At 70.4% G+C, this 13,954-nt stretch carries 13 protein-coding genes; 4 read left to right on the plus strand and 9 right to left on the minus strand.

Going from position 1 to position 13,954, the window contains the following annotated elements; all coding sequences use genetic code 11:
• Positions 1-98: 98 nt before the first annotated feature.
• From G3I77_RS26755 to clpS, 4 genes are all read right to left on the minus strand, one after another.
• Positions 99-521, minus strand: a complete 423-nt coding sequence (locus G3I77_RS26755; RefSeq protein ID WP_031140077.1) for a Mov34/MPN/PAD-1 family protein — start codon at positions 519-521, stop codon at positions 99-101.
• A gap of 133 nt (positions 522-654) precedes the next feature.
• A complete protein-coding gene (locus tag G3I77_RS26760) occupies positions 655-2,079 on the minus strand; it encodes an amino acid permease (RefSeq protein WP_248507852.1) in 1,425 nt (474 codons plus the stop codon).
• A 364-nt stretch (positions 2,080-2,443) separates the two neighbouring features.
• Positions 2,444-3,052, minus strand: coding sequence for a DUF2017 domain-containing protein (locus tag G3I77_RS26765; RefSeq protein WP_248507853.1), 609 nt, complete (start codon positions 3,050-3,052; stop codon positions 2,444-2,446).
• A gap of 32 nt (positions 3,053-3,084) precedes the next feature.
• Positions 3,085-3,402 (minus strand): ATP-dependent Clp protease adapter ClpS, encoded by a 318-nt coding sequence (gene clpS / locus G3I77_RS26770; RefSeq protein ID WP_031102986.1) that lies wholly within the window; start codon positions 3,400-3,402, stop codon positions 3,085-3,087.
• Between the two features lie 107 nt (positions 3,403-3,509).
• On the opposite strand from clpS, the gene G3I77_RS26775 reads away from it, so the two are divergent.
• Positions 3,510-4,856 (plus strand): nicotinate phosphoribosyltransferase, encoded by a 1,347-nt coding sequence (locus G3I77_RS26775; RefSeq protein ID WP_248507855.1) that lies wholly within the window; start codon positions 3,510-3,512, stop codon positions 4,854-4,856.
• A gap of 267 nt (positions 4,857-5,123) precedes the next feature.
• On the plus strand, positions 5,124-5,714 hold the full coding sequence (locus G3I77_RS26780; RefSeq protein ID WP_248507857.1) for an isochorismatase family protein: 591 nt from the start codon (positions 5,124-5,126) through the stop codon (positions 5,712-5,714).
• A gap of 28 nt (positions 5,715-5,742) precedes the next feature.
• On the opposite strand, the gene G3I77_RS26785 is transcribed toward G3I77_RS26780, so the two are convergent.
• Entirely contained in the window at positions 5,743-6,087 is a 345-nt protein-coding gene (locus G3I77_RS26785; RefSeq protein WP_248507859.1) for a hypothetical protein, read from the minus strand.
• 122 nt (positions 6,088-6,209) lie between these two features.
• Positions 6,210-8,558, minus strand: coding sequence for an immune inhibitor A domain-containing protein (locus G3I77_RS26790; RefSeq protein ID WP_248507861.1), 2,349 nt, complete (start codon positions 8,556-8,558; stop codon positions 6,210-6,212).
• Positions 8,559-8,974: 416 nt separating this feature from the next.
• On the opposite strand from G3I77_RS26790, the gene G3I77_RS26795 reads away from it, so the two are divergent.
• Positions 8,975-9,253 carry a hypothetical protein gene (locus tag G3I77_RS26795; protein WP_248507956.1) on the plus strand — a complete coding sequence of 93 codons (279 nt, stop codon included), beginning with the start codon at positions 8,975-8,977 and terminating at the stop codon, positions 9,251-9,253.
• A 45-nt stretch (positions 9,254-9,298) separates the two neighbouring features.
• Here G3I77_RS26795 and G3I77_RS26800 read toward each other — a convergent pair whose 3' ends face one another.
• Complete coding sequence (locus tag G3I77_RS26800; RefSeq protein WP_248507863.1) at positions 9,299-10,030, minus strand: RDD family protein; 732 nt, start codon at positions 10,028-10,030, stop codon at positions 9,299-9,301.
• Between the two features lie 60 nt (positions 10,031-10,090).
• Positions 10,091-11,833, minus strand: coding sequence for an RDD family protein (locus tag G3I77_RS26805; protein ID WP_248507865.1), 1,743 nt, complete (start codon positions 11,831-11,833; stop codon positions 10,091-10,093).
• Between the two features lie 245 nt (positions 11,834-12,078).
• Here G3I77_RS26805 and G3I77_RS26810 point away from each other — a divergent pair, with 245 nt between their 5' ends.
• Positions 12,079-12,489 (plus strand): SsgA family sporulation/cell division regulator, encoded by a 411-nt coding sequence (locus G3I77_RS26810; protein WP_248507867.1) that lies wholly within the window; start codon positions 12,079-12,081, stop codon positions 12,487-12,489.
• Between the two features lie 11 nt (positions 12,490-12,500).
• On the opposite strand, the gene G3I77_RS26815 is transcribed toward G3I77_RS26810, so the two are convergent.
• The gene (locus G3I77_RS26815) at positions 12,501-13,916 is read right to left on the minus strand and encodes an FAD-binding oxidoreductase (RefSeq protein ID WP_248507869.1); all 1,416 of its coding nucleotides are present in this window, start codon (positions 13,914-13,916) and stop codon (positions 12,501-12,503) included.
• Between the last annotated feature and the right edge of the window lie 38 nt (positions 13,917-13,954).

Genomic DNA, 13,954 nt, shown 5'->3' on the forward strand with positions numbered 1-13,954 from the left:
GGGCTCATCGTATCGATTCCCGGTCCGGGTTCTGGAATGTGATCCCACATCGCGGACGTTTCAGGGCCGGGGAGTGAGACCGCGCTGTTCAGGGGTCCTCAGTACGCCTCGACGACCTGGACCTCCTCCTCTGTGACCTCGCCCTCGACGATCCGGAAGGAGCGGAACTGGAACTCGCCGGCCCCGTCGGTGTCGGCGGTGGAGACGAGGACGTAGTGGGCGCCGGGCTCGTTGGCGTAGGAGATGTCGGTGCGCGAGGGGTAGGCCTCGGTCGCGGTGTGGGAGTGGTAGATGACCACCGGCTCCTCGTCGCGGTCGTCCATCTCGCGGTAGAGCTTGAGCAGGTCTCCCGAGTCGAACTCGTAGAACGTGGGCGACATGGCCGCGTTCAGCATGGGGATGAACCGCTCGGGGCGGTCCGAGCCGGCCGGGCCGGCGACGACGCCGCACGCCTCGTCGGGGTGGTCCTTGCGCGCGTGGGCGACGATCTGGTCGACGAGGGCCTGGGTGATGGTCAGCATGCCGGCAAGGATAAGCAGAGGGGCCGTTCCGTACCGAGGGTTGGTACGGAACGGCCCACATGCCGGACGCCCTGAGCGGCAGCCGCAGGGAGTGCCACGAGTACTCCCTGCGGCTGGGCGTCCTTCGGGTTGGTCAGCCGACCTTCTCGAAATCCGCGTCGCGGCGCTCGGCGATCTGCGGGTTGCGGCTCTTGAGGACCGCCCAGCCGATGCCGAGGGCGACGGCCCAGACGGCCGCGACGTACAGGCAGATCCGGGCGTCCTTGTCGTAGGCGATCATGCAGGTCACGCAGACGAGGAAGAGGAGCGCGACCCAGCTGAAGAGCGCCCCGCCGGGGGCGGGGAAGGACGAGGCGCGCAGCCGGCCCGCGTCGACCGCGGCGCGGTAGCGGATGTGGCTGACGAGGATCATCATCCAGGTCCAGATGCCGGCCGCGGTGGCGACGGAGGTGACGTAGAGGAACGCCTTCTCCGGGACGACGTAGTTCAGGACGACGCCGATGCCCATGAGCGCCACGGAGACGGTGATGCCGACGGCGGGCGTCTTGCGGGCGTTGAGCTTGCCGAAGGCCTGCGGCGCCTCGCTGTTGGCGGCCAGGTCGCGCAGCATCCGGCCGGTCGAGTACATGCCCGAGTTGCAGGAGGACAGGGCCGCGGTGAGCACCACGAAGTTGACGATGCCCGCCGCGAGCGGGATGCCGATCTTGCCGAAGGCGTGGACGAACGGGCTCTCGCCGGCGGAGAACTCGGTCCACTTGACGACGGAGAGGATCACCAGCAGCGCGCCGACGTAGAAGACGATGATGCGCCAGGGCAGGGTGTTGATGGCCTTGGGCAGGGTCTTCTCGGGGTTCTCGGACTCGCCCGCGGTGACGCCGACGAGCTCGACGGCGAGGTAGGCGAACATGACGCCCTGGAGCGTCATCAGGCTGGAGCCGATGCCGTTCGGGAAGAAGCCGTCGTGCGACCAGAGGTTGGAGACGGCGGCGGTGTCACCGGCGTCGGAGAAGCCGAGGGTGAGCACGCCGAGGCCGATGACGATCATGCCGATGATGGCCGTGACCTTGATCATCGAGAACCAGAACTCGACCTCGCCGAAGATCTTGACGGAGATCAGGTTGACGCCGAAGAGCACCACCAGGAACACCAGGGCGCTGAGCCACTGCGGGATCTCGGGGAACCAGAAGTGGATGTAGATCGCGGCGGCCGTGAGTTCGGCCATGCCGGTGACCACCCACATGAGCCAGTACGTCCAGCCCGTGACGAACCCGAAGAACGGGCCGAGGAATTCGCGGGCGTACTCGGCGAACGAGCCGGAGACGGGCCGGTACAGGAGCAGTTCGCCCAGCGCTCTCATGATGAAGAAGATGACGACGCCCGCGAGGGCGTACATGAGGATGATGCTGGGGCCGGCCTTGGCGATGTTCGCTCCGGCACCCATGAACAGGCCGACGCCGATGGCGCCGCCGATCGCGATCATCTGGACCTGACGGCTGCCGAGTCCGCGCTCGTAGCCCTCTTCAGGTGCCTTCTCCGTGTCGACCTGCACAGAGGTCATGTGTGGTGCGCCTTTCTCCATGCCGACCCGGGCCCTTCGTCGGCCTCGGATCGGGTTTCGATCCCCCCGGAATGATGGAGCTGAGCGGGCCGGAAGCCCGCTCGTGCCTGGCCGGCGATTACCGGCTCGGTGGCGCACCCGGCCGAACATTCGGGTGGTGTTCTGCCGGGCGGTCGTGAAGATTTATCACGATCGCAACACTGAATTCAGGGGTGGAATGTGGCGCACCGCACAGGGAAAAGCGGACAAAGGGCACCCGAAGAGGCCATAGGAGGCGGGAGCGGTGACGTGATCGTTATCCGGATTTGAGTGTCCTCTGAGCGAACACCGATCGGCCACCCAGGGGTCACAGAACCTGCACGGATCAGGACATAAGGGTTCCGACCAGCGTCTCCTGGAGTCCGCCGAGCCACAGGTAGGCCATCACCATCGGCTTGCGCGGGTCCTCGTCCGGGAGGCGGTAGAGGAGGTCGGTGTCGTCGTCGTCCGTGATCTCCAGCCGCGAGCCGATCGCGAGCCGCAGGTCGTTCAGGGCGCCCAGCCACTGCTGGGACTCCGCCGGCGACAGCTTCAGCACCGCACCGCCCTCGCCGGCCGAGGCCGAGGAGAGCGCGTCGAGGGAGCGGATCACCGCGAGGGCGCTGTCCCGCTTGCCGGCCCGCAGGTCGTTCTCGGTGTAGCGGCGGAACTCCGCGGAGTACGCCCGCTGCTCCTCGGCGTCCCGGGCCGAGGCGGGCTGCTCGGGGTCGCTGTAGGCGTCCGGGAAGAGCCGCCTCAGCACCGGGTCGGCGGGCGGCTCGCTCGGGCCCTCCGCGAACAGCTCGGCGAGGGGGTCGCCGGAGGCGTCCTCGGCGGGGCCGGGGCCGATGAGCTCCAGGAGCTGGACGGCCAGCGACCGGATGATGGAGATCTCGACGTCGTCGAGGGCGACGGCCGCGCCGCCGCCGGGGAGCGGTTCGAAGGTTCCGGGCATGAACGCCTTTTCGCTGCTGGGCGGGGAGCTGGCTACTTGCGGTCCTGCTGGAGGGTCGCCCACAGGCCGTAGCCGTGCATGGCCTGCACGTCGCGTTCCATCTCCTCGCGGCTGCCGCTGGAGACGACCGCCCGGCCCTTGTGGTGGACATCGAGCATGAGCTTGGTGGCCTTGTCCTTGGAGTAGCCGAAGTACGACTGGAAGACGTACGTCACGTAGCTCATGAGGTTGACCGGGTCGTTGTGGACGATGGTGACCCACGGGACGTCCGGCTCGGGTACGGCGAAGACCTCCTCCGCCGACTCGGTGCGTTCGATCTCCAGGGGCGCGGGTGACGTCACACTGCCCATGCTGCCACCCGAGGGGGGGAGTCGCACAAACGAGCCTGGCCGTAAGGCGATCGCATCCCCGGAGACCACAATCGTCAGATTGACGAAATGGGGGTACGCTCCTCTTCATGAACACAGCGGACCTCGGGCTGCCGGTGGATGTTCCGTCGACGGCTCTCTTCACGGACCAGTACGAGCTGACGATGCTGCGGGCCGCCCTCGCGTCGGGCACGGCCGAGCGACGGAGCGTGTTCGAGGTCTTCACCCGGCGGCTGCCGGACGGGCGCCGTTACGGCGTCGTGGGCGGCACCGGCCGGGTGCTGGACGCGGTGGAGAACTTCCGCTTCGACACGGCCGTGCTGGACTTCCTGCGCGAGCGGGAGATCGTCGGCGAGGAGACCCTGGAGTGGCTGGACGGCTACCGGTTCAGCGGGGACATCTGGGGCTACCCCGAGGGCGAGGTGTACTTCCCGGGCTCGCCGATCATGCGGGTCGAGGGCACCTTCGCCGAGTGCGTGCTGCTGGAGACCGTGATCCTGTCGATCCTCAACCACGACTCGGCGATCGCCGCGGCCGCCTCGCGCATGTCGGCGGCCGCCGGTGACCGGCCGCTGATCGAGATGGGCGCCCGGCGCACCCACGAGCTGGCGGCGGTGGCGGCCTCCCGGGCCGCCTACGTCGGCGGCTTCGCGACCACCTCCGACCTGGCGGCCGGCTTCCGCTACGGCATTCCCACCGTCGGCACCTCCGCGCACGCCTTCACCCTGCTGCACGACAGCGAGCGGGACGCCTTCCAGGCCCAGGTGAACACGCTGGGCCGGGGCACCACGCTGCTGGTCGACACCTACGACGTCGCCGAGGCGGTCCGCACGGCCGTCGAGGTCGCCGGGACCGAGCTGGGCGCGGTGCGGATCGACTCCGGCGATCTGCTGCTGGTGGCGCACCGGGTGCGGCAGCAGCTGGACGAGCTGGGCGCGAGGGACACGAAGATCGTCGTGACCTCGGACCTGGACGAGTACGCGATCGCCTCGCTGGCCGCGGCGCCGGTGGACGCCTACGGCGTCGGTACGCAGCTGGTGACCGGCTCCGGCCACCCGACCTCCTCGATGGTCTACAAGCTGGTCGCGCGGGCCGAGTCCGCCGACCCGGACGCGCCGCTGGTGCCGGTGGCGAAGAAGTCCAGCGGCGGCAAGACGTCGGTCGGCGGACGCAAGTGGGCCGCGCGGCGGCTGGACTCCCACGGGGTCGCCGAGGCCGAGGTGATCGGCACCGGGCCGGTGCCCGCCGGGCTCGCGGACCGGCAGCTGCCGGTGGAGCTGGTCAAGGGGGGCGAGGTGGTGGCGCGTGAGCCGCTGGACGCGGCACGGGAGCGGCACACGAGGGCCCGCGCGGGTCTGCCGATGTCGGCCACGCAGCTCTCGCGCGGGGAGCCCGTCCTTCCCACGGAGTACCTGCACGAGGCCTCGGGTAGCTAGGGGGTGTTCTGAATTGTCCAGTGCGGTGCCCGCGGTGTTCGCGGCGTGCCGGACGAAGACCCTCGTAGCGGAGCTACTTGGGTCTTTGGCCGGTGCGGCGAGGGTGCGTGCCGGGCGCCGTGGGTGCTGTGCGGGACAATTCAGAACACCCCCGGTGTGCCGTGACGCGCCGACGACCCGCGACCCCTCCCGTCCGCTCTCCTCTGTCAATAGGCTCGGTGGTTCACCGGCCGGGCTTGCCGACCTCATAGCCGAAGGACACCGACCATGCGCCGCGCCTTGATCGTCGTCGATGTGCAGAACGACTTCTGCGAGGGGGGCAGCCTCGCGGTGGCCGGCGGTGCCGATGTGGCCGCCGCCGTCACGGAGCTGATCGGGCAGGCCGCCGGGTCCGGCTACCAGCACGTCGTGGCCACCCGCGACCACCACATCGCTCCCGGCGGCCACTTCTCCGCGAACCCGGACTACGCCCGCTCCTGGCCCGCGCACTGCGTCGCCGGCACCGAGGGCGTCGGCTTCCATCCGAACTTCGCCCCGGCCGTCGCCTCCGGCTCGATCGACGCGGTGTTCGACAAGGGGGCGTACTCGGCGGCGTACAGCGGATTCGAGGGCGCCGACGAGAACGGCACGCCCCTGGCGGACTGGCTGCGCTCCCGCGACGTCACCGAGGTCGACGTGGTCGGCATCGCCACGGACCACTGCGTGCGCGCCACGGCCCTGGACGCCGCCCGGGAGGGCTTCCGTACGCAGGTCCTGCTGGACCTGACGGCCGGAGTGGCCCCGGAGAGCACCGAGCGGGCCCTTGAGGAGCTGCGCGAGGCGGGCGTGGAGCTGTCGGGCAAGCCGGTCGTGCAGTAGCCCCGAGGCCCCGGCGGGATCCCGCGGGTCAGGTCTGGGCCGTCGGGCGCCGCAGGAGCGCCCGGATCGGGCGCCACAGCTCCTGGACCAGGTCCGGGCTCGTCGCGACACCGTTGTCGGGAGCCGTGCGCCATATGAGGCCGTCGGGGTGGTGGAGGACCGCGGTGATCTCGTCGGGGGTCGGCGGGGCGGCGTTGCCGCGCAGGTAGACCGACCGCAGACCGAGGTTGCGGAGCCTGGTCAGGGCCCGGGCGCGGTTCACGGAGTGGACGAGGACGCGGACGGCGCCGGGGCCGTCGGCGGCGGGGCTGGGCAGGTTCAGTGCCACCACCACCGTGCCGTTCGGCAGCTTGCAGAAGCCTCCTGCGGCCATGCGCTCATCCCCCCGTGTCGGTCGGTGTCAATAAGAGAGTCACAGGACGCACCTAAACACGGATCGGCGGTGACCCGCCAGTGGGTCACCGCCGATCATGTTCTGACCTGCAAGGATGCGGATTACCTACCCGCGGAGCCGACCTCCAGCTCGATCGTCGAGCCGTCCTTGGCTTCCTTGAGGATCTTGATCTTCGTGTTGGTGTCAGTGATCTTGACACCCGCGGTGGGGTTCGACTCGTCGTAGTAGTCGTTCTTCCGGTCGTTGAAGACCGAGACGCCCTTCGACCCCGGGATGTACTTCGCCACGTCCGCCTTGTGCAGCGTCATGCCGTCGGTGCGGTAGCGGCTGAACGGTGAGTCGTAGGCCTGGATGCGGTTGCGCATCAGCGTGCCGTCGGCCCACTTGAGCGCCTCCGGGTGCGAGTCGATCGGCAGGACCAGGCCGGTGCCCTGGTGCTGGCTGGTGTTGTTGTCCACCTGGGAGGTGTCCCACTTCCAGATCAACAGGCCGTTCTGGTACGCATAGTGCTCCACCCAGTCCGGGCGCGCCGTGAAGCCGAAGTTGTACGGGCCGGTCTTCAGCGTCTTGTCGTACGACACGTACTGCCGGTTCTCGGCGATGTAGTACTGCGCGTAGTCCTTGGTGAAGGACGCGCCGATGCGGGAGAAGCCGGTGGCCTTCCACGCCTCGTCCGCGCTCTCGGCGTTGTCGGTGAAGACGGGCGCACCGTCGGCCGTCACCGTGATCGCGTCGGCCGCGAAGCCCTTCTGGGCCACGCCGCCGTCGGTCTGGTAGCGGAAGCGGAGGTCGATCTTCTTTCCGGCGTAGGCGTCGAGCGAGAAGGCGAGCTTCTTGTAGCCGTCGACCGTGCCGGTGAGGACCGGCTTGTCGCTGGCGTCACGCTGGATCGGCTGGCCGTCCACCGTGCCGTCGACAGCGGTCCAGTTGGCGCCGCCGTCGGTCGAGACCTCGGTGTAGAGGAAGTCGTAGTTGGCCTCGATGTCGTACCAGCCGTCGAGGGTCAGCTGCGCCTTCGACTTGCCGGTCAGGTCGACGACACGCGTCAGGGTGTTCTTGAGGTTGTCACCGCTGCCGCTCCACCACTGGGTCTTGCCCTCGGCGGGGGTGACGATCTCGGTGGTGACCGCCTTCTTGGGGAGGTCGACGACCAGGGCCTGCTTGTGCTTGGTGTTGTACTCCGCCACGCCCAGCTTGTGCCAGGAGTTGACGCCGGCCTTGGCCTTGTCGTAATTCAGCCAGCCCAGCTGCAGCTTGTCCCAGGCGGTCATGTCGCCGGGCAGGTCGCCGATCTCGTTCTTGCCGGTGCCGAGCCAGGAACCGGAGGACATCAGCGTCCAGAAGCCGGTGGAGTTCTCGCCGCCCGCGGTGTCGTAGTGGTCCGGCAGGCCGAGGTCGTGGCCGTACTCGTGGGCGTAGACGCCGAGTCCGCCGTTCTCCGGCTGGACGGTGTAGTCGCCGACCCAGATGCCGGTGTCGCCGATCTTCGCGCCGCCCAGCTTGTTGTTCTCCGGGCCGGTGGCGCCGGCGTCGGTGCCGAAGGCGTACCAGCGGTGGGCCCAGATCGCGTCGGTGCCCTGGGCGCCGCCGCCCGCGGACTCGTCCTCGCCTGCGTGCACGATCTGGAAGTGGTCGATGTAGCCGTCGGGCTCGTTGAAGTCGCCGTCGCCGTCGAAGTCGTAGCGGTCCCACTCGTCGAAGCGTGCGACGTCCGCCTTGATCTGCGCGTCGGTCCTCCCCGCTGCCTTCTGCTGGGAGACCCAGGCGTTCAGACCGTCGCTGACGACGTTCCACACGCTGGAGCAGTTGGTGTCACCGCAGGCGTTGTTGCCGTAACGGGCCTCGTTGTAGGGGACCTTGACCCAGTCGGAGACCTCGCCGTCGACCGAGTAGCGGCCGGAGGACTGCTTCTCGTAGTAGGTCTTGACCGAGTCGACGCCCTTGCCGGAACCGAAGTACAGGTCCTGGAAGTAGTCCTGGTCGTAGTCGGCCCTCCACGCCGTGGAGTTGTCCTTCTTGCGGTCGGGCTTGGCTATCGTGTTGTGCAGCGGGCCCGGGGTGCCGCCGTAGCGGCTGTCGACCTTGTCCCCGAACTCGACCAGGATCGTGAAGATCTTGTCGGTCTTCTCGCGGCCGAGCTCGACGTACTTGGCGTCGCCCTTCTTGCTCTTGAGCTGGACGACCTTCGAGCCCTCGCGGTTCTTGACCTTGCTCTTGCCCGAGAGGACCTGATTCAGGGCCTCCTGGCGCTGAGCGTCCTGGGTCTTGCTCAGCGGGCCTTCGAGGTCGTGCTCGTCGTGGTGACGATCCGCCGGGTCGTGCCGGTCCACGGTGGTGGACCGGGGAGCCGAGGCGTCGTCGGCCACGGCGTACGTCGAGGCGGTGGCGGTGGCCGCCGCGAGCGCCACGCTTATGGCGGCCGCTCTGAACGTCCAGGGTCTACTGGTCACTTGAGATCCTCCCCCGCGTTCGGGCGCGCGGCAGGCAGGGTCCCGGTCATGGAAATCCGCGCGCGCGTGATCAACGCGTGTAGTCAAGTGACGACATTTGACTAGAGGTTTAGAAGAAAAGACAGACCTTGACTTGGACAGGTCAAGTGCACTATGCGGAGGCGGCGTTCGTTTTACGGACAACCAAACGGTTGTCCCGAGGCCCTCCCCACCGGCCGTGCGGGCGCGTGCATATGTCCACTACGTGGACGTCATGACTCCGTGCGCCCCCTGTGCACCGCCCTTGTTGATTAGGTCACGCTTACCACTGGTTCCGGTCGGGCACCCTGCCGGTGAGAATGTCGGATGGCAAAACGCCCGGAAGCCGGCGTCATGCCAGGCCGACACCCCCGTGGACCCCCACTTTCGAGGACATGATGGCCATGCCCCGTCCGACTGCCGCACAGCTCGCCTACGGTTCGTGCACCGTGATCTTCTCGACCCTCGCCATGCTGCTGCTGTCTCAGACGAGTTCGGGTGCGGGGATCGCGATCATCGCCGTCGCGGCGCTCGTCCTCGGACTGCTGGTCGCCATGACGGTGCCACTGCCCGGGAAGCGCCCGGCCGCGGTGGAGCAGCCCGCGCCCCAGGAACCGCTGCGGGCCTCGGTCCCGGCGCCGGCCCCGAAGCCGGTCCGCGAACGGGCGGCCTCCTGACCGCCCGTTGCCCCTTTCCTTACCGCCTGCCCGTCGCCCCCTGCCTCAATTGGTGCTGACCACGACCGTTTTGGCTGCCTTGTCGTGCAGGCCCTGCTTGTAGGGCCGGTCGAAGAAGCTCCAGCCACCCGAGATCGCGGTCCAGACGCAGGCGCAGCAGAAGGCGAACGGGATCCACAGCACCGCGGCGCGCATCAGCGCGTTCTGCACGGAGGGCGTCGCGCCGTTGTCCAGGTTGGCCACGCGCATGTGCAGCAGCTTCTTGCCGAGGGTCTGGCCGGTCCGCACGGTCATGACGGTGTCGTAGGCGATGTAGAGGACGGCGGCGACCGCCGACTGCCAGAACGACTTGCCGACCTCGATGCGGTCGCTGTCCACGTCGTACTCGTTGACGTCGAAGCCCCAGGTGAGCAGCCAGACGACGACACCCACCAGGATCATGTCGATGATGCGCGCGAGCGTGCGCTTGCCGCTGTCGGCGAGCGGGGGCATGCCGGCGAGGGGGTCGGTGGGGTGGGAACCGCCGCCGTACGGATCACCGCCGTAGGGGCCGCCGCCGGGAGGGCCGTCGGCGCCGGGCGGGCCGCCTCCGAAGCCGCCGCCGGGGCCACTGCCGGGACCGCCCGTGCCGCCCGGGCCGCCGTCCCCGTACGGCGGGGGTTCGCTGCCGTAGGGCGAGCCCGCGCCCTCGCCGGGCGGCTCGTTCGGGGGACGCTTCCTGAACGGGTCGTCTTCCGGGGGCTGCTGACCGGAGCCGGGCGGCGGTTCACTGCTCATGGCCCGAGTCGACCGCGAACCGGCGGGCTCCGCATCCGGCAGACGGCCGTCCGAGGGAGGTCAGCCCGCCACGAACGTGTGTGCGGCCTTGTCGTGCCAGCACTGGCGCCAGGGCCGGTCGAAGAGGCACCAGGCGACGCCGACGATCCCGACGACGAGGAGCCCGGGCACGCTGTAGACCAGCCAGCGGCGCAGGGCCGCGCCGAACCCCGGGGAGTCATGGCCCTCGATGTCCCGGACTTCGAGGCCCATCAGCTTCTTGCCGAGGGTGCGGCCCCACTTGGCGGTGGGCAGCACCTCGCACAGGACACCGGCGAGCAGCAGGACGGCCAGGATGATGCCGAGGTAGATCGAGGTGGTGCCGTCGAGCAGCCAGACCGTGACGGTCTCGCCGGAGAGCTTGGCCGCGTCGATCTTCTCGTTGACGTGGTCGATCGCCTTGGTGCCGAGCGGTACGGCGGCCGCGGAGGTGAGGGCGGCGAGGACGACGGTGTCCAGCAGCCGGGCGGTCAGCCGCTTGCCCAGACCGGCGGGTCGGGCCTCCGCCTGGCGCCGGGCGGCCGCCTGGAAGATGTCCTCGACCGGCGGTTTCCAGGGGGCGACGGGCTGCTCGTCAGCGCCGTCGGCACCGGCGAGCCGGTGCACCTGCTGCGCCCAGGACGACTGACCCCCGCCGGGGCCCGCGCTGAGGGGAGTGCCGGAGGAGGGGGAGGAGGCGGCGGCGCCGGGCTGGGCGCTGCCGGGGCCGCCGGACTGCGGAGGGACGGTGGGCGCCGCCTGGGGACCGGACAGCGCGCTCGGGGCGGCCCCGGAGACCGGTGCACCGGCGCTCCCGGCCGCTGCCTGCGCGCCGGAGGCCCGGGCGGCGGCCGCCTTGCCGGCCCCGAAGCCGGGCCCTGCGGAGCCGCTCCCGGAATCGGTCGGCCCGGACTGCGCGCCGAACGCGGGTCCCGACGGGCTCCCGCCGTAGGCGGAGGCCGCAGCACTGCCCGAGCCGGGCGGTCCGAAGCCGGAGCCCGCCGCGGCCTGCCCGCCGAAACCGGAGGCCGCCGAGTCGCCGCCCGACCCCGCCGGTCCGAAGCCGGAGCCCCCCGCCCCGCCCTGCGCACCGAATCCGGCCCCCGCCGGACCACGGTCCGAACCACCCGGTCCCCCGGCCGGTTTCGAGCCGCCGCCGGCCGGGCCCGTGCGCGGGGGCACCGCGCGGAACGTCATCGTGCCGTCGTCGGGGGCATCGGCGGGGGCGCCTCCGCCGGGCTTCCCCGTGGGGCGGCGGAACACGAACGTGCCGCCCCCCGCCGCGGCGTTCGCCTCCTGGTCGGCCGACGCGACGTTCGGCGTGCCGTCGACACGGGCGGACTCGCCATCGGGCCGCTGGTCGGCGTGCGGCACCCTCGGGTCGCCACTGTGCGCACCCTGTTGGGCCACGCCCTGCGCCCCCTGCGGCGCGCCCCACGAGACGCGGCGGTCCTGGTCGCCGCCGAAGCCGGACTGGCGGGAGCGGTCGGCGCCCCAGGCCGAGGCCGGTTCGGGACGGCTGCCGTGCTGGGCGTCGGCGGCGGACGGCTCCTCGACCGGGTCCTCGTCGAAGAAGTGCGGGCCGGTCTCCTCGACCGAGGCGGGCTGCGACGCCCCCGCTCCGGGCGGCGGCGCGAGCGACTCACCGTCCTTGGGTGCCGGACGGCTGGTGCCCGGCACCCAGGAGGCGCCGTTCCAGTACCGGACATATCCAGGAATGGACGGGTCCGGGTAATACCCTTCGCGGGGCCTGTCGTCACCGGGGGCCGGGGTTGGGGCGCTCATGTCCGTCGTCCCGTATCTGCTCGGGGGCCAAATGGGGGCCTCCACATCTATCAGACGAGCGCAAGCCCCACCGCCGCTCCCACCGGACCCACCCCTTTCGAGCACTGATGTGCTACGCACCGCGCCGCTCCGGCGGCTCCCCCTGCGAAAGAACTTCCGGCAAGGCGCGTAATGCCGCGGCCGCACCCCGCTCTCTCCTCCTGACCGGCCCTCGCGGGCAGCCGTCAGGAGAAGGGAACACCGCCATGCACACCGTGGTGGAACGGGAACTGGAGCTGAAACTCGTCCTGTCGCCGGAGCGCAGGATCCCGGTGCCGGCCCGGCTCGGGTATCTGACCGACGACCCCTACGCCGTCCACGTCACCTTTCACATCAACACCGAGCACCCGGTGTACTGGACGTTCGCCCGGGAGCTGCTGGTGGAGGGCGTGTTCCGGCCGTGCGGGCAGGGGGACGTGCGGGTGTGGCCGACGAAGCACGAGGGGCGCGGCGTCGTGCTGATGGCGCTGAGTTCACCCGACGGGGACGCCCTGCTGGAGGCCCCGGCGGCGGCGGTGTCGGCCTGGCTGGAGCGCACGCTGCGGGTGGTCCCGCCGGGGACGGAGGGTGAGCAGCTCGGACTGGACGACGAGCTGGCCCAGTTGCTCGCCCAGTGAGAGCACAGGCCTCAGAAGAGCTTGCCCGGGTTCAGGATGTTCAGCGGGTCGAAGGCCTGTTTGACGGCCCGCTGCATCTCCATGCCCACGGGGCCGATCTCGCGCGCCAGCCACTCCTTCTTCAGGACGCCGACGCCGTGCTCGCCGGTGATGGTGCCGCCGAGTTCCAGGCCGAGGGCCATGATCTCGTCGAAGGACTCGCGGGCGCGCCGGGACTCGTCGGGGTCCGCCGGGTCGAAGCAGACCGTCGGGTGGGTGTTGCCGTCGCCCGCGTGGGCGACGACCCCGATGGTGAGCTGGTACTTCCCGGCGATCCGGTCGACACCCTCGAGCATCTCGGCGAGCCGGGAGCGCGGCACGCACACGTCGTCGATCATCGTCACGCCCTTGACCGCCTCCAGTGCGGTGAGCGACAACCGCCGTGCCTGGAGGAGCAGTTCGGACTCGGCCGCGTCGTCGGCGGGGACGACCTGGGTGGCGCCGGCCGCCTCGCACAGGGCGCCGACGGCGGCGAGGTCGGCGGCCGGGGCGGTGGTGTCGAACGCGGCCAGGAGCAGGGCCTCGGTGCTCTCGGGGAGCCCCATCTGCGCCATGTCGTTGACGGCCTTGACCGTCGTACGGTCCATGAGTTCGAGGAGTGACGGGACGTGGCCGCCCTCCATGATCCGGCACACGGCGTCGCAGGCCGCGGCGGCCGAGGCGAACTCGGCGGCCAGCACCAGCTGCTCGGGCGGCTTGGGACGCAGCCCGAGGACGGCGCGTACGACGATGCCGAGCGAGCCCTCGGAGCCGACGAACAGACGGGTCAGGTCGTAGCCGGCGACGCCCTTGGCGGTGCGGCGGCCGGTGGACATGAGCCGCCCGTCGGCCAGCACCACGTCCAGTCCGAGGACGTACTCGGCGGTGACCCCGTACTTCACGCAGCACAGGCCGCCGGAGGCCGTGCCGATGTTGCCGCCGATGGTGCACATCTCCCAGCTGGAGGGGTCCGGCGGGTAGTACAGGCCGTGTTCGCCGACGGCCCGGGACAGGGCGGCGTTGACGACGCCCGGCTCGACGACGGCGATGCGGTCGACCGGGTTGATCTCCAGGATCCGGTCCATCTTCGTCAGGGACAGCACGATGCAGCCCTCGGAGGCGTTGGCGGCGCCGGACAGTCCGGTGCGGGCGCCCTGCGGGACGACGGGGACGCGCAGGGCGGTGGCGGTGCGCATCACGTGCTGGACCTGCTCGGTCGTGCGGGGCAGCACGACCACGGCCGGGGTGCCGGCCGGGCAGAAGCTCGCCATGTCGTTGGCGTAGGACGCCGTGACGTCGGGGTCGGTGAGGACCGCCTCGGCGGGGAGTCCGCCGAGCAGCAGGTCCACGAGGTTGCCGGTCGCTGCGGTGTCCTCGGAGCGGGGCGCTTCGATACGGCTCATGATCACAGGTTCGCACCCGGGGCCATCGGTGTGAACCCCGTCGG

It is taken from the genome of Streptomyces sp. D2-8 (assembly GCF_023184515.1).
Classification (GTDB): domain Bacteria; phylum Actinomycetota; class Actinomycetes; order Streptomycetales; family Streptomycetaceae; genus Streptomyces.

What these genes read in the sequence shown, in the direction of transcription:
- G3I77_RS26755 (WP_031140077.1), bottom strand. Translation starts at nt 521, where the DNA reads ATGCTGACCATCACCCAGGCCCTCGTCGACCAGATCGTCGCCCACGCG.
- G3I77_RS26760 (WP_248507852.1), bottom strand. Translation starts at nt 2,079, where the DNA reads ATGACCTCTGTGCAGGTCGACACGGAGAAGGCACCTGAAGAGGGCTAC.
- G3I77_RS26765 (WP_248507853.1), bottom strand. Translation starts at nt 3,052, where the DNA reads ATGCCCGGAACCTTCGAACCGCTCCCCGGCGGCGGCGCGGCCGTCGCC.
- clpS (WP_031102986.1), bottom strand. Translation starts at nt 3,402, where the DNA reads ATGGGCAGTGTGACGTCACCCGCGCCCCTGGAGATCGAACGCACCGAG.
- G3I77_RS26775 (WP_248507855.1), top strand. Translation starts at nt 3,510, where the DNA reads ATGAACACAGCGGACCTCGGGCTGCCGGTGGATGTTCCGTCGACGGCT.
- G3I77_RS26780 (WP_248507857.1), top strand. Translation starts at nt 5,124, where the DNA reads ATGCGCCGCGCCTTGATCGTCGTCGATGTGCAGAACGACTTCTGCGAG.
- G3I77_RS26785 (WP_248507859.1), bottom strand. Translation starts at nt 6,087, where the DNA reads ATGGCCGCAGGAGGCTTCTGCAAGCTGCCGAACGGCACGGTGGTGGTG.
- G3I77_RS26795 (WP_248507956.1), top strand. Translation starts at nt 8,975, where the DNA reads ATGGCCATGCCCCGTCCGACTGCCGCACAGCTCGCCTACGGTTCGTGC.
- G3I77_RS26800 (WP_248507863.1), bottom strand. Translation starts at nt 10,030, where the DNA reads ATGAGCAGTGAACCGCCGCCCGGCTCCGGTCAGCAGCCCCCGGAAGAC.
- G3I77_RS26805 (WP_248507865.1), bottom strand. Translation starts at nt 11,833, where the DNA reads ATGAGCGCCCCAACCCCGGCCCCCGGTGACGACAGGCCCCGCGAAGGG.
- G3I77_RS26810 (WP_248507867.1), top strand. Translation starts at nt 12,079, where the DNA reads ATGCACACCGTGGTGGAACGGGAACTGGAGCTGAAACTCGTCCTGTCG.